17 protein-coding genes are annotated in these 20,917 nt (G+C 64.4%); 7 read left to right on the forward strand and 10 right to left on the reverse strand.

Annotated features, from left to right (window positions below):
* Positions 1-137: 137 nt before the first annotated feature.
* Together HDG39_RS33435 and HDG39_RS33440 are read right to left on the reverse strand one after the other, a co-directional pair.
* On the reverse strand, positions 138-1,412 hold the full coding sequence (locus HDG39_RS33435) for an MFS transporter (RefSeq protein WP_184012427.1): 1,275 nt from the start codon (positions 1,410-1,412) through the stop codon (positions 138-140).
* A gap of 82 nt (positions 1,413-1,494) precedes the next feature.
* The gene (locus tag HDG39_RS33440; RefSeq protein ID WP_184012429.1) at positions 1,495-2,442 is read right to left on the reverse strand and encodes a LysR substrate-binding domain-containing protein; all 948 of its coding nucleotides are present in this window, start codon (positions 2,440-2,442) and stop codon (positions 1,495-1,497) included.
* Between the two features lie 286 nt (positions 2,443-2,728).
* Here HDG39_RS33440 and HDG39_RS33445 point away from each other — a divergent pair, with 286 nt between their 5' ends.
* Positions 2,729-3,442, forward strand: coding sequence for a DUF899 family protein (locus HDG39_RS33445; RefSeq protein WP_184012431.1), 714 nt, complete (start codon positions 2,729-2,731; stop codon positions 3,440-3,442).
* A gap of 27 nt (positions 3,443-3,469) precedes the next feature.
* On the opposite strand, the gene HDG39_RS33450 is transcribed toward HDG39_RS33445, so the two are convergent.
* Together HDG39_RS33450 and HDG39_RS33455 are read right to left on the reverse strand one after the other, a co-directional pair.
* Positions 3,470-5,443 carry a putative bifunctional diguanylate cyclase/phosphodiesterase gene (locus HDG39_RS33450; RefSeq protein WP_184012433.1) on the reverse strand — a complete coding sequence of 658 codons (1,974 nt, stop codon included), beginning with the start codon at positions 5,441-5,443 and terminating at the stop codon, positions 3,470-3,472.
* A 241-nt stretch (positions 5,444-5,684) separates the two neighbouring features.
* The gene (locus tag HDG39_RS33455; protein ID WP_311668015.1) at positions 5,685-6,068 is read right to left on the reverse strand and encodes a hypothetical protein; all 384 of its coding nucleotides are present in this window, start codon (positions 6,066-6,068) and stop codon (positions 5,685-5,687) included.
* 349 nt (positions 6,069-6,417) lie between these two features.
* Between HDG39_RS33455 and HDG39_RS33460 the strand changes: the two genes are divergently transcribed.
* Positions 6,418-6,696, forward strand: coding sequence for an HU family DNA-binding protein (locus HDG39_RS33460; protein WP_013092091.1), 279 nt, complete (start codon positions 6,418-6,420; stop codon positions 6,694-6,696).
* Between the two features lie 247 nt (positions 6,697-6,943).
* Here the strand turns inward: HDG39_RS33460 and HDG39_RS33465 are convergent, their stop codons facing one another.
* The 3 genes from HDG39_RS33465 to HDG39_RS33475 all read right to left on the reverse strand — a co-directional run bounded on the left by HDG39_RS33465 (position 6,944) and on the right by HDG39_RS33475 (position 10,071).
* Entirely contained in the window at positions 6,944-8,062 is a 1,119-nt protein-coding gene (locus HDG39_RS33465) for a 3-deoxy-7-phosphoheptulonate synthase (protein WP_311668016.1), read from the reverse strand.
* Between the two features lie 263 nt (positions 8,063-8,325).
* Positions 8,326-9,249 (reverse strand): DUF72 domain-containing protein, encoded by a 924-nt coding sequence (locus HDG39_RS33470; protein WP_409259232.1) that lies wholly within the window; start codon positions 9,247-9,249, stop codon positions 8,326-8,328.
* Positions 9,250-9,288: 39 nt separating this feature from the next.
* Positions 9,289-10,071 carry a TetR/AcrR family transcriptional regulator gene (locus HDG39_RS33475; protein WP_184012434.1) on the reverse strand — a complete coding sequence of 261 codons (783 nt, stop codon included), beginning with the start codon at positions 10,069-10,071 and terminating at the stop codon, positions 9,289-9,291.
* Positions 10,072-10,318: 247 nt separating this feature from the next.
* Between HDG39_RS33475 and HDG39_RS33480 the strand changes: the two genes are divergently transcribed.
* The 4 genes from HDG39_RS33480 to HDG39_RS33495 are packed head-to-tail and all read left to right on the forward strand — an operon-like array spanning position 10,319 to position 16,117.
* On the forward strand, positions 10,319-11,500 hold the full coding sequence (locus HDG39_RS33480) for an isovaleryl-CoA dehydrogenase (RefSeq protein WP_184012436.1): 1,182 nt from the start codon (positions 10,319-10,321) through the stop codon (positions 11,498-11,500).
* Between the two features lie 52 nt (positions 11,501-11,552).
* Positions 11,553-13,160 carry a carboxyl transferase domain-containing protein gene (locus HDG39_RS33485; protein ID WP_018423016.1) on the forward strand — a complete coding sequence of 536 codons (1,608 nt, stop codon included), beginning with the start codon at positions 11,553-11,555 and terminating at the stop codon, positions 13,158-13,160.
* Between the two features lie 49 nt (positions 13,161-13,209).
* Positions 13,210-13,995 carry an enoyl-CoA hydratase/isomerase family protein gene (locus HDG39_RS33490; RefSeq protein ID WP_184012438.1) on the forward strand — a complete coding sequence of 262 codons (786 nt, stop codon included), beginning with the start codon at positions 13,210-13,212 and terminating at the stop codon, positions 13,993-13,995.
* A 52-nt stretch (positions 13,996-14,047) separates the two neighbouring features.
* Positions 14,048-16,117, forward strand: coding sequence for an acetyl/propionyl/methylcrotonyl-CoA carboxylase subunit alpha (locus tag HDG39_RS33495; protein ID WP_184012440.1), 2,070 nt, complete (start codon positions 14,048-14,050; stop codon positions 16,115-16,117).
* Positions 16,118-16,150: 33 nt separating this feature from the next.
* Here the strand turns inward: HDG39_RS33495 and HDG39_RS33500 are convergent, their stop codons facing one another.
* The 3 genes from HDG39_RS33500 to HDG39_RS33510 form a co-directional block, all read right to left on the reverse strand.
* Entirely contained in the window at positions 16,151-16,942 is a 792-nt protein-coding gene (locus HDG39_RS33500) for a phosphate/phosphite/phosphonate ABC transporter substrate-binding protein (protein ID WP_184012442.1), read from the reverse strand.
* Between the two features lie 17 nt (positions 16,943-16,959).
* Entirely contained in the window at positions 16,960-17,238 is a 279-nt protein-coding gene (locus tag HDG39_RS33505; protein WP_018423012.1) for a DUF1488 family protein, read from the reverse strand.
* Positions 17,239-17,650: 412 nt separating this feature from the next.
* Positions 17,651-18,943: a cation:proton antiporter gene (locus HDG39_RS33510; protein ID WP_184012444.1), complete on the reverse strand. Its 1,293-nt coding sequence runs from the start codon at positions 18,941-18,943 to the stop codon at positions 17,651-17,653.
* Between the two features lie 770 nt (positions 18,944-19,713).
* Between HDG39_RS33510 and HDG39_RS33515 the strand changes: the two genes are divergently transcribed.
* Complete coding sequence (locus HDG39_RS33515) at positions 19,714-20,010, forward strand: hypothetical protein (protein ID WP_184012446.1); 297 nt, start codon at positions 19,714-19,716, stop codon at positions 20,008-20,010.
* Positions 20,011-20,917 lie beyond the last annotated feature (907 nt).

Consider the following 20,917-nt stretch of genomic DNA (forward strand, 5'->3'; position numbering starts at 1 on the left):
GCCTGAAACCTTGGCCGGTTTGCACTTCGTCGTATTCTCCGTGCTTATGCTTGTTCACTTTGCAGCCCTTAACAAAAGTTCCTAACACCCTCTAGCCTCGACTGGAATCGCTTCAGCATCTCTTTCGGCAATTCGCGTCACGCCTGCGCGGGGCGAGATGAACGCCGCGCGGGCGTCACTACCACGGTGTCGTCGATCGGAAAATGCAGCAGTGCCGCGATCAATCCCGCCGCGACCGTCGCTACCCATAGCAGTGAGTACGAGCCCGTCAGATCGAACACGAGGCCACCGAGCCACGCGCCGAGAAACGAGCCGATCTGATGGCTCAGAAAGCACACGCCGAACAGGCTGCCGAGGTGATGCGTGCCGAACACCTTGGCGACCAGCCCGCTCGTCAGCGGTACGGTGCCGAGCCACGTGAGGCCCATCACCGCCGCGAAAATCACCACGGAGACAGCGCTTTTCGGCAGCGCGAAGAATGCGGCGATCGTCGCGCTGCGAATCAGATAAAGCCAGCCGAGCACATGATGTTGGCGGAACCGGCCGCCGAGCCAACCACATGCCCAACTGCCCGCCATGTTGAACAGGCCGATCAGCGCAAGCGCGGTCGCGCCCAGCCCGATCGGCATATGACACAGCGTCAGATACTCGGGCAGATGCGTCGCGATGAACGCGAGCTGAAAGCCGCAGGTGAAGAAGCCGAGCGTCAGCAAGCGGTAGCCGCGATGGCGCATCGCTTGTGACAGAACCTCGCGCAGCGGCGCCGCGGGCACGTCCTCGAACCGCGCCTGAGCCGTCGCGTGGATCTGCGCACGCCGGTCGAGCACGATGCCGAGCGGCGCGATCAGCAGCATTGCGAAAGCGAGCACGAATAGCGATGTCGCGATGCCCGAATGCAGCCGGATGCCTTGTACGAGCGGCACCATCAGCACCTGTCCGGCGGAGCCGCCCGCGCTGACGAGCCCCATCGCGACGCTGCGCTTCTCCGGCGACGCAACGCGGCCGACCGCCGGCAACACCACGCCGAAGGTCGTGCAGCTCACGCCGATGCCGACCAGCAATCCCATGCCGATCACCAGCAGCGCACCGCTCGGGGCGACCGCCGACAGCGCGAGGCCGGCCGCGAACGTCGAAGCGCCGAACGCGACGACCGGCGCCGAGCCATAGCGATCGGCGGCCGCGCCCGCGAACGGCTGCGCGAAGCCCCACACGAGGTTGTGCAACGCGATCGCGAAAGCGATCAGCGTGACCGGCAGACCGCGGTCGAACGAGAACGGGCCGATGAACAGGCCGAAGGTCTGGCGGATGCCCATCGCGGCGCTCAGGATCAGCGCACCGGCGACGATTACGAGCGTCGTGGTGACGGTCGTCGCCGGAGCGGGGACGGGTTGCTTGCTATGGGTCTTCGACATGGCGGCTCCTCCTTGGCCACCATCGTCGCAGCCCGCCGCGCCGCCGGCAAAGGAAAAGATCTCGACGACAGGTGAGCATGGCTCACCTATGCGTTGCTATGTCGTCGTCCGCCGCCGCGTCCGCATGCGCGTCGAAGGCCGCCGCCTCGTCGACGAGCCAACGTTTGAAATCGGCGAGCTCGGGCCGCCGGATCGCGCTGTCCGCATTCTCTGCGCTGACCAGCCAGTAGGCGGTGGTCGATGCGACGGTGGCCGCGCAAGCCTCGACCAGCGCGCCGCTCGCAAGATCGCCGTCGACCAGCGGCTTGCGGCCGAGCGCGACGCCGAGGCCCATGCTGGCCGCCTCGAAGGCGAGCTGGATCGTGTCGACGTGCAAGCCGCCGCCTGTATCGATGCCGCCGGTGCCGGTCGCGTCGAGCCACGCCTGCCAGTCTTCACTCGCGGCGTTCACGTGAATCAGCGTCGCGCGTCGCAGGCTCGGGACGCCGTGCTCGTCGCGCAGCGTTTCCAGATAAGCAGGGCCGCACACGGGCACGAAGCGCTCGCCGAACAGCCGCGTCCATGCCGTGCCGGCGACCGGCGCGCGACTCATGCGGATCGCAAAGTCGAAGCCGTCGACCGGAAAACCGACCTGGCGACGCGACGTGTCCACGCTGACGACAACATGCGGCCAGCGCGCGCGAAAACCGGCGAGGCGCGGCAGCAGCCAGCGCGACGCGAAGGTCGGCGCGCAGCTGAGCGCGATTGGCCGATCCGCGCGATGATTGGGCAGACGTTGCGTGCCGATGGCGATCAGCGAAAACGCCTCGGAGACGTACGACAGATAATCCGCGCCAATCGCCGTTAGCGAGATGCCGCGCGGCTCGCGCACGAACAGTTCGACGCCGAGCGCTCCCTCGAGTCCGACGATGCCGTGACTGACCGCGCTCGGCGTGACGTTCAGCTCGGCGGCGGCGAGCTTGAAACTTTGATGCCTGCCGGCCGCTTCGAAAAAGCGAAGCGCGGGCAGGGGTGGCAGACGAAGCGGCATGTGCGTTCCCCAAGGCGCCGCGTCGTGCGTGGCGCGTGTGCCGGGTGGTGTTGGCGGGTGTAACAAGCTTGCTGTTTGGCGCAAGCATACCTTGCGCCGGCTCTTGGCGAGTGGGTGGTCAAACCGCCGGCAAAATCGCCGCAAAAAGCCGCCGCTGCAAAATCATGGCCAGGCCTGTCGATTTTCCGCGGCCTCGTTCGTCGTCCCTACAGGAAGGGCGGCAAAGCGACGATGCCCGCTCGTCTTCCGTCCGTTTTTCTGACGATTTCTCACAAGGAGATGACTGATGAACGACGCAAACACTTCGATGCATACGCTCAAACCGGCCCGCGAACTGGCCGACTTGCCCTCGCGCTTTCCTGGCGAGAGCCCCGAATATCGACGCGCGCGCAACGCGTTGCTCGCCGAGGAGATCGAGCTGCGCCGCCAGATCGAGCGTGTCGCCGCGCAGCGTCGCGCGCTGCCGGCGGGCGGCGTCGTGCCGGAGGATTACCGCTTCGACGGCGAAGCGGGCCCCGTCACGCTATCGCAGATGTTCGGCGCGCACGACACGCTCGTGACCTACAACTGGATGTTCGGACCGCAACGCGCGCGGCCGTGCCCGATGTGCACGTCGCTACTGAGCGCGTGGGACGGCGAAATGCCCGATATCCTGCAGCGCGTCGCGTTCGCGGTGATCGGCCGCTCGCCGATCGACAGGCTCGTCGCGTTCAAGCAGGAGCGAGGCTGGCGGCATCTGCGGTTGTATTCGTCGGGCGGCAACACGTTCAATCGCGATTACGCGGCCGAAGATCCCGCCGGCGACGACCTTCCCGCGCTGAACGTATTCACGCGCACGGGCGGCGTCGTGCGGCACTTCTGGGCCGAGGAGATGGGGCCGTCGACGTCGGACCCCGGACAGGATCCGCGCGGCGCGCCCGATCCGATGCCGTTGTGGACGATCCTCGACATGACGCCGGGCGGCCGTGGCACCGACTGGTATCCGAAGCTGGCGTATTGAGCGGCGCTGCCATGGAGCGATAGAGTGCTACGGATGGGTCTCCGCCGCGCGGCTCTGGGCGAGCGCGGTCCACAGAAACGTGCCGACCGCGCTCGCCCGCATCGGCAGGCTGAACAGATAGCCCTGCACCGCGCGCGCGCCGAGCGCCTTCACGACCTGGGACTGCAACGGCGTTTCGAGTCCCTCCACCACGCATTCAAGCCCGAGGTTGCGGCATAGGTCGATCACGGATTTGATGATCTTCTTCGATGCGCTGTTGGTATCGACGTCGCTCACGAAGCTGCGGTCGATCTTGATCGCGTCGAATGGCAGCCGATGCACGTAGCTGAGGCTCGAATAGCCGGTGCCGAAATCGTCGAGCGACAGCCGGCAGCCGGCCTGCTTCAGCATCGTCATCGCGCTGTGCGCCTGCTCGAAATCGCGCGTCAACGCGGTTTCGGTCATTTCGAACGTCACGCGATGCGGCGACACGCCGCTTGCCGCGACGATGTCGATCAGGCGGCGCGCGCGCGCCGACGTCGAGATATCGATCGCGGACAGGTTGAACGACAGATACAGATCGGCGGGCCAGTGCGCGACCTCGGCGAGCGCCTGGCGCAGCAGCACGTCGGTGATGCCGAGGATCAGCTCGGTCCGCTCTGCAATCCGAATGAATTCCTCCGGCCTGACCATGCCGAGCCGCGCGTTGTGCCATCGCCCGAGCGCTTCGAGGCCGATCGGCCGGCGCGTGAGCAGATCGTAGATCGGCTGGAACTCGAGGAACAGTTCCGCTTCGAGGTCCGCATGGCGCAGCTCCTGCGTGACGAGGCTTAGACGCCGCATCTGCGTTTCGTGTTCGGTCGAGAAAATCACCGGCATGCCGCGGCGGTTTTCCTTGCCGACGTAGAGCGCGGCGTCGGCGCGTTCGAACACCTGCGCGACCGTCGAGCCCGCGTCGGGAAACGCGGCCCAGCCGATTGTGCCCGACAGCTCCGCGACATTGTCGGCGACTTGATAAGGCTGGCTGAGCGCATCGCAGATACGCTGCCCCAACTCGACCAGCGCTTCGTTCGACACCTTGTGGCGCACGAGCACGCCGAATTCATCGCCGCCCAGACGCGCGAACATCAGGCCCGTTTCGCCGATCAACACGAGCCGCGTGCCGACTTCCTGCAGCACGAGGTCGCCGCTCGCGTGACCGTAAATGTCGTTGACCTGCTTGAAGCCGTCCAGATCGATGAGACCGACATTGAAGCCGCCACCGGTTTCGAGCGCCTGCTCCGATATCGCGCTCAGCGCCGCGAAGAAACTGCGCCGGTTCGGCAGGCCGGTCAGACTGTCGATGTTGGCGAGCCGGTAGTTGTCGTCGCTGAGCCGTTGGGTGTTGTGCTGGCTTGCCTGCAGTTCGCGTTGCGCGTGCACCGCGTCTGCAAACGTGCGCCAGTAAAGCTGGATGACCACAGCGAGCGCGACGCCGACCAGCGCCATGTCGACGGCCATCGCGAAGAACACCGGCGAGCCGCTCGACACGAGGAACCCGGAGAAACTCAGGATGACGATGCAAAGCAGCAGAAGCGCGGGCTTGCGCAGATGGATCAGGCAGAACATGCTGCCGACCAGCGTCGTCGCCATATAGAACGCGACCTGCGCCTGCTGGTAGGCGGTGCCGTACGGAAACAGCAGCACCGACCAGCCGCTGAACGCGACGCCGAACACGCCGACGATCCATGTCACGCTGCGCAATTCGCGGACCGCCTTTGCGTCCGTCATCTTATGGTTGCGTTTGCGCCACCAGCGCACGCAGCGATACACACACAGCGCGCCGAGCGTGCCGGGCACATACATCGACAGCCAGGCCGGCGCGCTGTCCAGATGCGTCGCCGCCACCGCCGCCGTGTTGACGAGCAGGATGAAGTAGAGAAGTGGTACCTGGCGGCGGAACGCGTGCAACTGCGCACGCATCAGCTCCCGGTCACCCTCGGCGACCGACAGTACCTTCTTCAATCTCGCAAGCCAAGCCATCGCCATCCCTTTAACGTTTGCGCGGTAAACGCAGCTGTTTATATCGGCGCGAGGCTGATTAACTTGAGCGCTCCAAGGGGATAACGGAGCATCGCAGTCAAGGGTCTGTGAGCCCGGCTGCTCGCCTACGGATCGTCGGCGGTAAGTACTACCTGGCGGCGCGCGTCGGCGGCGCTGGAACCAGACGTTTGTGCCGGATGCCGATCGCGAGACTCGAGCAAAAGGCGGCCTTCGCGCATGCTCAAAGCGTGGGGCACGACAGCACCCGCTGCGGCCGCATGGCGGTGCCGGGCAGGCCGGCCGGCGCGGGTGTGCCGCGCGGCGCGGCCGCGACGAGCCGGACCGCGTCGGCGCCAGCATTCGCGAGCACGTATTTTTCCGGGCTGTCATCCGGCTGCCAGTACGCGCGAAACACGTCGCCGTCGCTGAACACGAGCAGCTTGCCGTGCACCGTTTTTCCGCCGCCAACGAAGTCGACCGGTTCGCCGTCGCGTAGCGAAAAGCTCTGCGCGGCGCTGGAGTTCGTCGCACCGACGAGGGTCGCGCACGCGTTGTCGTCGGCCGCGGCCGACGCCGACGACAACGCGGCGAGCAGCGCGCATGTTGCAAAGAGGCGAATTCTCACTTCTTTATGTCTTGCCGATAGTTAACCTGTGACGTGTATTGCAAATGGCGCGCCCGCGCATCGCGAAAAGGGCTATCGTCATCGGGAAGGCGGCGCGGGATCGCGTAACGCGACCTAAAGTACTGAAATTGCAACGGATTGTGATGCGCGGCGAACGCTCATAAGGCGGCGCGCGCGCATAAGCTCGCGATTCTTATGGCAGTTTGGGGCGCAAAAACGTCAAACCGGCGCATCTGCCTTGATACAAGCCTTACAGCAAGGGTTTGCGCGAAGGTGCGCCTATGCGTTAGTGTGTCGGTCCCGGCGCCTCAGAGGGCGCCGGTTCCATGATTACCATACGGGAAGTGCTATGAACAAACAGGAACTGATTGATGCAGTCGCCGCAGCGACGGGCGAAAGCAAAGCGGCAACCGGCCAGACCATCGACGCGATCGTCGAGGCAGTGACCAAGGCCGTGGTGAGCGGCGATACGGTGCAACTGGTCGGTTTCGGTTCGTTCTCGACCGGCGCGCGCGCGGCACGCGTGGGCCGCAATCCGTCGACGGGCGAAGAGATCCAGATCGCCGCGGCCAAGACGGTGAAGTTCACCGCAGGCAAGGCGTTCAAGGAAGCCGTCAACGCGTCGTAAGCAACGCGCTTCACGCCGGCGCGTTCGCGGTGCGCTCCGCAGCCCCGCTGCGAGGCGCGCGCGTGATTGATGCGTCGGGCGTGAGGATCACGCGCTGCCCCACCCGGCCAGGCGATTCGCCGGCAGCTGGTGCGGCGCGTGTGTCTGGCTCCTTTGAGCCAGGCGTTCGTGGGCTCGACCGGCTTCGATCGAGTCTAAAGCGGACCCGCCGCGGCCATCGCGATCGGGCGGTCCGTTCATTGCCCTGTCAGCCCGCGCGACGCTTGCGGGTTGCCTCGGCGAGCGTGGCGAGCACCGGTTCGGTCTGCGCCCAGCTCACGCAGGCATCCGTGATCGATACGCCATAACGCAACGGCACAGCGGCCTTCAGATCCTGACGGCCTTCTTCCAGATGACTTTCGAGCATCACACCGATGATGCGGCGCTCGCGCTCCGACAGTTGTCGCGCGATATCGTCCGCGACCTCGATCTGCCGCAAGTGCGATTTGTTCGAGTTCGCATGCGAGCAGTCGATCATCACCTGCTCGCGCAGACCCGCTGAACTCAGCGCTTCACAGGTCGCCTGCACCGACGCGCTGTCGTAGTTCGGCCCTTTCTTGCCGCCGCGCAGGATCACGTGCGCGTCGTCGTTGCCGCGCGTTTCGAAGATCGCGGCCATGCCCATTTTCGTCATGCCCATGAACGCGTGGCTCGCGCGCGCCGCGACGATCGCGTCGGCGGCGATCTGCACGCCGCCGTCGGTGCCGTTCTTGAAGCCGATCGGGCAGCTCAGTCCCGACGCGAGCTGACGATGACTCTGGCTCTCGGTCGTGCGCGCGCCGATCGCACCCCACGCGATCAGATCGGCGATGTATTGGGGGCTCAACAGGTCGAGAAACTCGGTCGCCGTGGGCAGGCCCAGACCGTTGATGTCGAGCAGCAATTGCCGGGCGAGACGCAGGCCTTCGTTGATGCGGAAGCTGCCGTCCAGACGCGGATCGTTGATGTAGCCTTTCCAGCCCACCGTCGTGCGCGGTTTCTCGAAGTACACGCGCATCACGATCAGCAGATCGTCCCGGTAATGATCGGCGGCGGCCTTCAGCTTGCGTGCGTACTCGATCGCCTGGTCGTGGTCGTGAATCGAACAGGGGCCGACGATCAGCACGAGCCGGTCGTCGCGGCCGTGCAGAATGTCGGCGATTTCGACGCGAGTCTTCTCGACCAGCGACTGCACCGCGGGCGGCACCGGCAGTTCGTCCTGCAGCAGCGCGGGGGAAATCAGCGGACGGACCGCGCCGATGCGCACGTCGTCGATGCGCGTGGTGTCCTGGGTGGCGTCGGCCGAGCCGACTTCCTGATCGTGCAGGGGATTGTCGAGGGCGCTCAAGATGTTCTCCGCAATCGGTTGATGAGGCGGCCTTGCCGCCTGATTATGCGAGCGCCGCCGCGATGAGGGCGTGCGTGCGCCGCGTGAGTTTGACGTGGACCGTGCGGGTTGGGTTGCTGCGTGCCTCGGGCAAGGTTTGACGCAAGGTCTTGCGTCGGGCTTGACGCGAAGCCGACGCGACCGCGCACGGATGCGCTGGCGCGATTATGACACCCGCGCCGGCCTCATGGCGGGCGGACCGGCGGGCAGGCGGCGCGGCGGATTCAGAGCTTCTCGAGCAACGCCATCGCGGCGGCCGGATTGCGCTCCTTGAAGCCGCTGATCACATACAGATAGACGTCGCGCGTGGCGGCCTTCGCGGGCGGCTCCGCGCAGGTCTCGAGATCGTCGGGCGTGATGCCCGCGGCGAGCTGGCGCGCGCGTTCGGCCCATGCGTCGAGCGCTTTCGTCGAATAGCCATTGGCTTGCTTTTCGCTCGTACCCATGATGCGCGCGTAGACGAACGGCGCGGTGATGTCGGCAATCTGCGGATACTCGCTGTCGGCCGCGAGTACGACCGCGACCTTGTACTTGCGCGCCAGCGCGATGAATTCCGGCGTCCTGAACGACTCGTGACGAACCTCGACCGCGTGCCGCACCTTCTGTCCTTCGATGCTCGCGGGAAGCAGCTTCAGAAAGGCCTCGAAATCGTCGGCGTCGAATTTTTTGGTCGGCGCGAACTGCCAGTTGATGGGCCCGAGCTTCTGCTTGAGCAGCAGCACGCCGCTTGCGAAGAATCGCTCGATCGTGTCGCCCGCTTCGGCGAGCACCTTGCGGTTGGTCGCGTAACGCGGCGCTTTCAGCGAGAACACGAAATCGTCGGGCGTTTCCTGATACCACTTCTCGTAGCTGGCCGGCTTCTGCAAACCATAGAACGTGCCGTTGATTTCGATCGACGTCAGATGCCGGCTCGCATATTCGAGTTCGCGGCTTTGCGTCAGGTCTTCCGGATAAAACGGCCCGCGCCACGGCGCATAGGTCCAGCCGCCGATGCCGATACGAATGCGTGCGGCGGACGTGGATCTGGACGACGTTTCGGTTGATTTTTTCGTTGGCGCTTTCTTTGCGGATTTCGGTTTGCCGCCGCGTTCTTCGCCAGAATTCTCGCTTCGCTTGTTGCTTTCCTTCGCGCTTGTCGCTGCGGGCACTTGGGCTCTCCTTCGGGCTGCGGCGGGAAAGCTCGTAGATTAGCCGCTTTTCTCGCGGCGCGCGGCGCTTGCCGGGCCGGTGGCCTCGGCCTTGCCCTCGCCGGCCGCGGCGCAGGCTTCGTCGAAACGACGGCTCGCTGCGGCCACTTCCACGCGAAAGCGCTGCAACGCGCCGAGCGCGAGGTCGGGCGGCGTCAGCGCGACCCACAGCACGTCGATCAGCTGATCGGCGGTGGCGTCGATATCGATCTGCCGGTTCGTCAGCGTGGCGTCCCACAGCACATGCTCCATCGGGCCGAACACCATCGAGCGCAACAGGCGCAGCGGCATGTCGGAGCGAATCTCGCCGCTTTGCTGGCCTTGCGCGAGCACGCGCATCAACGGCGCGGTGTAGCGGCGCTGCAGTTCGGTCAGCGCTTCGCTCAGTTCGTGATGCCGCGCGCGGCCTTCGGACAGCACGAGCGCGCACAGATCGGTGCCATTCACGAGCATCAGCCGCAGATGCATGCGCACGATGAACGCGAACTGCTGGCGCACGTTGCCGTCGCGCGGCAGGCCCGCTTCGATCGCGTCGATGATCTCGTCGTACCAATCGCCGATGACACGAGCGCACAACTCGCGCTTGCCGCGAAAGTAGCTGAACACCGTCGCCTCGGAAACGCCCAGGCGCTGCGCGATTTCCGCGGTCGTCGCGCGTTCGTAGCCCTTTTCGGAGAACACGTCGCGCCCCGCCTGAAGAATCTCCTTCACGCGCTGCTGCGACTTGCGCCCGGCCGGCTGGCGACGCGAGACAGGTAATCCGGCCTTCTCGGCAACCGTCATATGAGTAAAATTCAGATTTGTGATGCGGATGGGGGCTCGAGCTGGCGTTTGAACGCTGCTTCTGTGCCCGATGAACGCGATCGTAGCACCGAATCGGCCGGCTGATGCGCGTTTGTAAATTTCTGAGTAACACTCAGAAATACCTATTGACGCTTACGTCAATCTGGCGTGAAATGCGCGTTGACATGCTTTCGCGTGCCGCTTCGCGTTCCATTAGCGGCCACCCACGAACTCAGGAGACACCGCAATGCCCAATCTGCCCGGTTTGCAGTTCCCGCTCGGCGAAGAGATCGAAATGCTGCGCGACAGCATTGCGTCGTTCGCCGCCAAAGAAATCGCGCCGCGCGCCGGGGAAATCGATCGCACCGATCAGTTCCCGATGGACCTGTGGCGCAAGTTCGGCGACCTCGGCGTGCTCGGCATGACGGTTTCCGAAGAGTACGGGGGCGCGAACATGGGCTATACCGCGCACATGGTCGCGATGGAGGAAATTTCGCGTGCGTCGGCATCGGTTGGCCTGTCGTACGGCGCGCATTCGAACCTGTGCGTGAACCAGATTCATCGCAACGGCACCGGCGCGCAGAAGCGCAAGTATCTGCCGAAGCTCGTGGCGGGCGAGCACGTCGGCGCGCTCGCGATGAGCGAGCCGAACGCGGGCTCGGACGTGGTCAGCATGAAGCTGCGCGCCCAGAAGAAGGGCGATCGTTACGTGCTGAACGGCACCAAGATGTGGATCACCAACGGCCCCGACTGCGACACCCTGGTCGTCTATGCAAAGACCGATCCCGAAGCGAATTCGCGCGGCATTACGGCGTTCATCGTCGAGAAGGGCATGAAGGGTTTCTCGGTCGCGCAGAAGCTCGACAAGCTCGGCATGCGCGGCTCGCACACCGGCGAGCTGGTGTTCCAGGACGTCGAAGTGCCGGAGGAAAATATCCTTGGGGCATTGAACGGCGGCGTCAAAGTGCTGATGAGCGGTCTCGACTACGAGCGCGCGGTGCTCGCGGGCGGCCCGACCGGCATCATGGTCGCGGTGATGGACGCGGTCGTGCCGTATATCCACGACCGCAAGCAGTTCGGCCAGTCGATCGGCGAATTCCAGCTGATCCAGGGCAAGGTCGCCGATCTGTACACGACGCTGCAGGCATGCCGCGCGTATCTGTACGCGGTGGGCCGCCAACTCGACACGCTCGGCAACGACCATGTGCGCCAGGTCCGCAAGGACTGCGCGGGCGTGATTCTGTACACGGCCGAAAAGGCGACCTGGATGGCCGGCGAGGCGATCCAGATTCTCGGCGGCAATGGCTATATCAACGAGTATCCGGTCGGTCGTCTATGGCGCGATGCGAAGCTCTATGAAATTGGCGCGGGCACGAGCGAGATTCGTCGCATGCTGATCGGCCGGGAGCTGTTTGCCGAAACGCTGTGATGCAAGCGAGCGTGAACCCCCTCAATACGCCGCACTTTGGAGAAGCGACGTCATGCCGATCATCGAATCGAAACTGAACCCACGCTCGGACGACTTTCGCGCGAACGCGGCGGCGCTCGAAGCGCTCGTCGCCGATCTGCGCGCGAAGATCGAGCAACTCGCGCAGGGCGGCGGCCAGGCCGCGCGCGACAAGCACACGAGCCGCGGCAAGCTGCTGCCGCGCGAGCGGATCGCGCAACTGCTCGATCCGGGCACGCCGTTTCTCGAACTGTCGCAACTCGCCGCGTACGGCATGTACAACGACGATGCGCCGGGCGCCGGCGTGATCACCGGCATCGGCCGCATCGCGGGACAGGAGTGCGTGATCGTCTGCAACGACGCGACCGTGAAGGGCGGCACCTACTATCCGGTCACCGTCAAGAAGCACGTGCGCGCGCAGGAAATCGCCAGCGAAAACCGCTTGCCGTGCGTGTACCTCGTCGACTCGGGTGGCGCGAATCTGCCGAATCAGGACGACGTATTTCCCGATCGCGATCACTTCGGCCGCATCTTCTACAACCAGGCGAATCTGTCGGCCGCGGGTATTCCGCAGATCGCGGTCGTGATGGGCTCGTGCACCGCGGGCGGCGCGTATGTGCCGGCGATGAGCGACGAGTCGATCATCGTCAAGAACCAGGGGACGATTTTTCTCGGCGGCCCACCGCTCGTCAAGGCCGCGACCGGCGAAGTGGTCAGCGCCGAAGATCTCGGCGGCGGCGACGTGCATACGCGTCTGTCGGGCGTCGTCGATCATCTTGCGCAGAACGATGCGCATGCGCTCGGCATCGCGCGCAGCATCGTCGGCCATCTGAACCGCGTGAAGCCGGCGCCGCTCGTATTGCAGGAGCCGAAGCCGCCGCGCTACGACACCCAGAGCATCTACGGCGTGATTCCGGTCGACACGCGCAAGCCGTTCGATATCCGCGAGGTGATCGCGCGTATCGTCGACGATTCCGCGTTCGACGAATTCAAGGCGCGCTACGGCACGACGCTCGTCTGCGGCTTCGCGCATATCTGGGGGCATCCGGTCGGCATCGTCGCGAACAACGGCATTCTGTTTTCGGAGTCGGCGCTGAAGGGCACCCACTTCATCGAGCTGTGCTGCCAGCGCAAGATCCCGCTCGTGTTTCTGCAGAACATCACCGGCTTCATGGTCGGCCGCAAGTACGAAAACGAAGGCATCGCGAGGAACGGCGCGAAGATGGTCACCGCGGTCGCGACCGCGAAGGTGCCGAAGTTCACGGTGATCATCGGCGGTTCGTTCGGCGCTGGCAACTATGGCATGTGCGGCCGCGCGTATTCGCCGCGCTTCCTGTGGATGTGGCCGAACGCGCGCATCTCGGTGATGGGCGGCGAGCAGGCCGCGTCGGTGCTCGCCACCGTCAAGCGCGACGGCATCGAAGCGAAGGGCGGCAACTGGAGCGCGGAGGAAGAAGAGGCGTTCAAGCAGCCGATCCGCGAGCAATACGAGCATCAGGGCCATCCGTACTACGCGAGCGCGCGGTTGTGGGACGACGGCGTGATCGACCCCGCGCAAACTCGCGACGTGCTTGGGCTGGGTTTGTCGGCGGCGATGAACGCGCCGATCGAAGACACGCGTTTCGGCGTGTTCAGAATGTGATGGCCCGCGTCACCGCGATGCGACCGCGTAAGGCAAAGGAGTGCTACGCATGCAATACGAAACGCTGAAGGTCGAGGTTGCCGGCCAGATCGCGACGGTCGCGCTCAATCGTCCGGACGTGCGCAACGCGTTCAACGAAACGATGATCGCCGAGCTGACTGCCGCATTCACCGCGCTGGACACGCGCGACGACGTGCGCGCGGTGGTGCTCGCCGCGAACGGCAAGGCGTTCTGCGCGGGCGCCGACCTGAACTGGATGAAGAAAATGGCCGGCTACTCGGACGACGAGAACCGCGCCGATGCGATGCGGCTCGCCGGCATGCTGTCGGCGGTATATCGCTGCAACAAGCCGGTGATCGCGCGCGTGAGCGGCGACGCATACGCGGGCGGCATGGGCCTGATTGCCGCGTGCGATATCGTCGTCGCGGTCGACAGCGCACACTTCTGCCTGTCCGAAGTGCGGCTCGGGCTGATTCCCGCGACGATCGCGCCATACGTGATTCGTGCGCTCGGCGAGCAGGCGTCGCGGCGCTACTTCCTCACCGCCGAGGCGTTCGACTGCGCGACCGCGATGCGGCTGGGATTGGTCAGTGAAGCGGTGAGCGCCGAGCAGCTCGATGCAACGGTCGCGCAGCTCGCGCAGACGCTGTGCGCGAACGGCCCGCAAGCGGTGCGCGCCTGCAAGCGGCTCGTGCAGGAGATCGCGGGCCGCGAGTTGAGCGACGCGCTGATCGAGGACACCGCCGCGCGGATTGCGAAAACGCGGGCCGGCGCAGAGGGCCGCGAAGGCGTGGCGTCGTTCCTCGAAAAGCGCACGCCGGGCTGGCGCAACTGACATGCTTCGCTAACAACCATCGCCCCGTATCGCCCATTTCATCGAGACACTCATGTTCAACAAGATCCTGATCGCCAACCGGGGTGAAATTGCGTGCCGCGTCGCGGCGACCTGCAAGCGGCTCGGCATCGCGAGCGTGGCCGTCTATTCGGACGCCGACGCCAACGCGAAACACGTCGCCGCCTGCGACGAAGCGGTGCATATCGGCGGTTCGACGGCGGCGCAAAGCTATCTGCGCATCGAGCGGATCATCGAAGCCGCGCGCGCGACCGGCGCGCAGGCCGTGCATCCGGGCTACGGTTTTCTTTCGGAAAACGAAGACTTCGCGCATGCGTGCGAGGCGGCCGGCATCGTCTTTATCGGACCGCCGGTCGAAGCGATTGCCGCGATGGGCTCGAAGGCCGCCGCGAAAGCGCTGATGCACGCGGCCGCGGTGCCGCTCGTGCCCGGCTATCACGGCGACGACCAGGACCCGCGGCTGTTGCAGCGCGAGGCGGACGCGATCGGCTACCCGGTTCTGCTGAAGGCGAGCGCGGGCGGCGGCGGCAAGGGCATGCGCGTGGTCGAGCGCGGTGCGGACTTCGCGGCCGCGCTGCTGTCGTGCAAGCGAGAGGCGGCGAGCAGCTTCGGCAACGATCGCGTGCTGATCGAGAAGTATCTGACCCGGCCGCGTCACGTCGAAGTCCAGGTGTTCGCCGATCAGCACGGCGGCGCCGTTTATCTGTTCGACCGCGACTGTTCGGTGCAGCGGCGTCATCAGAAAGTGCTCGAGGAAGCGCCCGCGCCGGGGCTCTCGGCCGAGGTCAAGCGCGCGATGGGCGAAGCGGCCGTGGCCGCCGCGCGCGCGGTCAACTACGTTGGCGCGGGTACGGTCGAGTTCATCATGACGCCGACCGGCGAGTTCTATTTCATGGAGATGAACACGCGGCTGCAGGTCGAGCATCCCGTCACCGAGATGGTGACGGGGCAGGACCTCGTCGAATGGCAGTTGCGCGTTGCCGCGGGCGAGAGTTTGCCGCTCACCCAGCAGCAGTTGAAGCTCGACGGGCACGCGATCGAGGCGCGCATCTACGCAGAGCATCCGGCGCGCGGCTTTCTGCCGTCCACCGGCACGCTCAAGCATCTGCGCATGTCGGAAGGCGTCGAGTTCGCGATCGACGCGGCCGGACTCGGCGAGCCGGGCCGCAAGGCGCCGGTGCGTATCGACAGCGGCGTGCGCGAGGGTGACACGATCACGCCGTTCTACGATCCGATGATCGCCAAGCTGATCGTGCACGGCGCGACGCGCGAGGAGGCGTTGGCGCGCCTCGCGCGTGCGCTGCATGCCTGCGAGGTGGTCGGGCCGCACACGAACGTCGAGTTTCTGCGGCGCATCGTCGCGAGCGAACCGTTCGCGAGCGGCGAGCTCGACACCGGTTTGATCGAGCGTCATCACGACGTGCTGTTCGCGCCGGCACAGAAGCCGTTCAAGGAAGCGCTCGCGCTCGCGTGCGCCGCATTGTTGACGCGCGAGGGCGGCACCGCGCACGGCGCGTCGCCGTGGGACGCGCTGTCGCACTGGCGGCTCAATGGCGGCTACACACAAACGCTCGGCTGGCGCGTGATCGACGACGGCGCCAACGACGACAGCGACGACGCGTTCACGGTCATCTTCGCGCGCAGTGGGGACACGCAAGCGCTCGTGCAAACACTCGAACACGACGGCGTGCGCGAGGACTTCACATGGTCGGTCGGCGCGGGCGCCCATGAATTCCGCGCGACGATCGGCGATGCGCGCGTGACGGGGCGTGTATTCGTCGACGGCGACAGGTTCCACGTGTTCTGCCAAGGCGAGACGCTCGCATTCGAATGGCAGAACCTGCTCGCGCATGCCGCGGATGCCGAGCACGGCGAAGGCCGGCTGACGGCGCCGATGCCGGGCAAAGTGATCGCGGTGCTGGTCGAACCAGGCACGGTGGTCGAGAAGGGCGCGCCGCTGATCGTGATGGAAGCGATGAAGATGGAGCATACGATCGGCGCCCCGGCGGCGGGCACGGTCGCCGAGGTGCTGTATGCGGTTGGCGATCAGGTCACCGACGGCGCGCAACTGCTGGTGCTGGAGGTGCAGCAGGCGGGTGAATAAGCACGTCGAGTGGCAGACGAGCGAGTAGATGAATCAAGCGAGCCGCGCGTAGCCCGCGGCGCGCGCTTCACTTTCCAGCTCGCCGATGCGCGCGTAGTCGGTCAGCGGCAACGTCGAAAAACCCCTTAAACGCAGGCGTTTTGCACGCTCGGGGCGGACGCTCAGCGCCTCGTCCAACGCGTCGCGCAACGCGGCGACCGTGGCCGGCGGCACATTGGTCGCGGCGATCAGCGGCAAGCCCGGCGAGGCGGCGGTCATGCCGATCGCGCGCACGCGCTCCGCGAGTTCCGGCAGCACGTCGCAAACGAAGGCGAAGGTCACGCAGTCGATCGCGGCGACGTCCGCGCGATTGTCCGCGACCGCGCGCAGCGAGCCGAGATGCGAGCCCGTGCGCAGCACCGCGCCGAAGAACATGCCGGCGCGCGCGAGCGGCGCGACCGCGTGACGAAATGCGTTCATGCCGCTGTTCGAATCGTCCTGGTTGTAGGCGGCGCGTGCGCCGCGGCACGAGGCGAGTGAGTCGAAGCGCGCGTCGGTGCGCGTGACCAGTACGCTCGAGTAATGCGCGCCGTCGCAGCCGGGCGCATCGAAGCAGGGTGTCGCGACCAATTGCACCTGCGCGTGCAGCCCCTGCATCAGCGGATAACCGCAGGTCTGGGAAATCAGCAGATTTGGGCGCCGCCAGAAGCCGTGCAGTTCCTCGTCCGGTTCGACGATGCGGCACGCGGGCTTGACCCGGCGCAGCACGTCGTCGAGCCACTCGCGCCATTCGAGGTCGAGCGCGGGTGTCACGTTGTACATCGGCAGGGCGGCGATCCAGCTCATGAAGGCGTTTCTCGCGCCTAATGTCTGACCAATTTGAATTCATCGAGACCGAGCCGCACCGGCTCGCTCGGCGTGAACTGCCATCGCTGCGCGGCTACGGAGAGGATCTCGTCCTGCGCATCCTCGAACGCGACCAGCAGGTCCTGCTTGCGACGGCTCACGGCGCCACAGAACTCGACCAGCGCGTCGGCGCTAACTTCAAAAATCTGCGCACGATCGTCGCAGCACACGCGGAACGCGACCGTCGCGCATTCCGTCACACAGGGCCGGAACCCTTCATCGACATAGACCGACATGGCGAACTCCTTCGGACGCCTGAATCGACAGGATGACAAACCGCGCCTGCCAGGTATGTGGGAGAACCGGCATTGACGGCCAAATGCCCGGCGCCGCGGCACGCGCGACGGTCCGGAAACTGGCGGAAAGTTAGCCAGAAACTGGCGGCGGACTAGTTCAAGTCCGAGCCAGGGCCGCGGCGTGAACCGTGGCCGGAGGGAGACGGCGGCGGTTCGAGTCGCCATCGGTCTCGCCTGCTGGTGGGCCGCCCCGGGTCAGAATCGCGGCGGGCACTGCTCAGGAAACGCTTAAATCAAGCGCTGCAATCCAATGTCGAAATCGACGCGAGGGCCGCTCGCGCCGGTCTCGGACTGTGTTTGGATTTTCTCACCAACCTCGCGGTGCAGATCGGCGTAGGTATCCACTTTACGATTAGCGCGCGTTTTGTGCAGCCGATGAGTCCGGCGGGGCTGGCCGGGTCGCGTGAGCGCCCGAGATATTGAGCCGACGGATCAGCGGGCCCAATGTCGTCGCCTGAATCAGCAGGCTGAATACCACGACGAGATACGTGACGCCGATGAACATTTCGCGTCCGTGAAACTCCGGCAGCGACAGAGCAAGCGCAATCGAGATGCCGCCGCGCAGTCCGCCCCACGTCAGCACGACAGCCGAATGCGGACTGAGCCGCCGGAAGTTCTGCAGCGCGAGCAGCGGAATCGCGACGCTGACGCCGCGCGCGAACAGCACGACCGGAATCGCCGCGAGCCCGAGCCAAACGATTTCGACGCGCAGCGACAGCGCAATGACTTCGAGTCCGATCAGCCCGAACAACACGAGATTGAGCAACTCGTCGAGCAGGTCCCAGAAGTTGAACAGATGCTCGCGCGTCTTCTCCGACATCGACGTCGAAGCGCCGTGATTGCCGATCACGAGCCCCATGATCACGACCGCGAGAGGCGCTGACACGTGCAGCGCTTCGGCGAGACTATAGCCGCCGGTCGCGAGCGCGAGTGTGATCAGGATTTCGACTGGATAGCTGTCGATGCCTCGCAGCAGCAGCGACGCGCCGAAGCCGAGCGCGGCGCCGAGCACGAGCGCTCCGGCGACTTCGCGCAGCAGATCGAATGCGATCGCGCCCGCGGAAAACTCGTTCGCGCCGGTCGCGAGTCCGACTAGCGTGACGAATGCGACGACGGCCGTGCCGTCGTTGAACAGCGATTCGCCGGTAATCTTGGTTTCGAGGCTTTCGGGCGCCGCCGCGCGCTTGAGCACGCTGAGTACCGCGATCGGATCGGTCGGCGAGATCAGCGCGCCGAACGCGAGACACCACAGCAGGCTCACCGGCTGGCCGAGCCATTGTGCCGCGTAGTAGAAGCCGAAGCCGACCACCGCGACCGAAATCAATACGCCGATCGTCGCGAGCATCAGCACCGCGCGCCGCTGCGTGCGCATCTTCGACAGATCGACGTGCAGCGCGCCGGCGAACAGCAGCAGACTTAGCAGGCCGTGAAACACGATGTCGGCAAAATCGATCTGCACGACGATCTTGCGCGCGGCGATCGCCATCGCCGGATAGTAGAACCCGAGCGCGGAAATGCCGACGCAGACGACGAGCCCGACCGCGGTGATGCCGAGCGTGTCGGGCAACCTGATGAATCGATAATTGAGGACGCCGAACAGCGCGACGATGGCGAACAGCGCACCGGCAATCTGGAAGACGCTCATCGTGCACGCTCTCCCGCTTCGCGGCGGCGCAAACGCGTGATCACGGTGGCACCGAGGTAACTCGCGCCGCAAGGCATAAAACAGGCAGGCAGAGAATGCCGACACAATTGCGATATTGAACCAGCGAGATGTTTCACCAGCAATTCCTTATTCAGGCTCATTCAATCCGATAAGCGATCTGCGGTCTGTAATGACACGATCTTTGCCGCAGGCGATCGAGCGACGTACCGGGACGGACGCTTTATTCAAACGCAGCGGACGATGCGGTCAGACGCAGCGTACTTTTTATTGGACCACGAGCGGATGACGGCGAACCGGGCGGAGCCAGGCTCGCCAGGGGGCGCCACGATGGGCAATAGCAGTGTTCGGACTACTGAAGCGCCGGACGAGTTCCGGTCTTTATTTTGGGATATAGCTTTTTATTTCGAGATGGTTCGCGGGGCTTGATTCGTCGAGGCTATTCAATCGAATCTGAATAAACGGTATGAATCTGTAATCCGAATTTGCCGGTCCAATGACTTCACATAGCATGGAGTCTTGTGATTCATTGTTCCAAAATATGTAAAGCATATATCTAATCTCACAGTAAAACTGTTTTGCTCGTCATTGAGCATGGTTGACGCCGGAATTGGCAGGTCAAGAGCAGGGAAAGCCCTAACCGGGAATCGCCCAGGATATGACAATTGTTGACAAACTCGAGTCGAGAATGATGGAGCATCGATACATGGCGAAATGCTGTTGTGTAGCAATGGGTGAAGACGGAGAAGAGCATGGAGCAAACCTATCGTTATCGGGGATTCGACATTGTGGTCAACGCGTTGCGCGCGACCGATATGTCCACCTATGTCGGCAGTGCCACGGCGCGGCGCGCGTACGTGGCGAGCGTCACGTTGAAGACGCGGCTGATCGGCGGCGAGTGGTCGACCGCTTTCCGGGTAGCTTCGGTGCCCGGCCGTTCGTCGACCGATCCGCGGGAAGTGCTGGCGGCTGGATTCGCGGCCGCCACTCGGGTCGTCGACGACGTGGTGAGTGTGATGGGCGACGGGTTCGCGCGCAAGGCGGCCTGAGTTCCACACGAGGCGCTCGGCGCCGTGGTGCCACGCGGCAGGCGTGGGCGCGCACAGGGGTGCCCAAGCGGTCCCGGCATTTCAAAGCACTCGCGATCATTGACCGTCGACTACGGTTGTCGGTCGTGGCGAGCGTCGAAATAACCACGCGTATCCCTGCGGTGCGTGTGGGTCCGAGGCAGGGCGTGCTCGTCTCCTCAGCGTCCTGTTGTTTTAATCCCGCTCCCCTGTGCGGGATTTTTTTTGTCAGTGGGCATTGCGGGCGCTCGGTAACGCACTGCCACATCCGCACGGCAGGGAAAACAGAACAATTTTAACTTTTGTTTGCATTGCGTTTCTTGCCCAATCGTTATAGTCGAACGGGATTTATATTTTATGCGCAAGCGACACAATGAAGAGTTCGTGTTTAGCCCGCGATTTATGCCGGCTGTGTGAAATGTGGGTGAAAAAGCAAGCGGAACAAATAATGCTTATTCGAAAATCATTTCTGTTTGCCGTTATTGTCTCCGTCGTGCGGACGACTCAGACCGATAGTCCCGATCCTCATGAACGGCCCGCGCGCATGAATGCGGCGGACGGCACACTGGCCACGTGATCGCTTGCTAACGGGGCAGCAAGGAAAAAAGCCTCGAACACGAGGCGTGATCGAGGCTGCCGAAGGACAGACTCAATGCCTGTCTGGGAAGGTCGATCGGACCCGTGATCGACCTTCCCACTATAGCGAGGTATCCGCCGAGCAACTGTGAACAAATGTCGCAGTCGAATCGACCGGCGAATTCGCGAACAAATCTGAATCGTAGCGTCGAATCCGACTAGGGAAACGCTGATTAATGAACTGTCGGATCGGCTTGCAGATCAAGACGCGTCAAATTTTCTGGATAACGAATCGAATCGACGCTCATTTCGG

The organism is Paraburkholderia lebeckiae (assembly GCF_014201005.1).
In the GTDB taxonomy this organism is placed as follows: domain Bacteria; phylum Pseudomonadota; class Gammaproteobacteria; order Burkholderiales; family Burkholderiaceae; genus Paraburkholderia; species Paraburkholderia tuberum.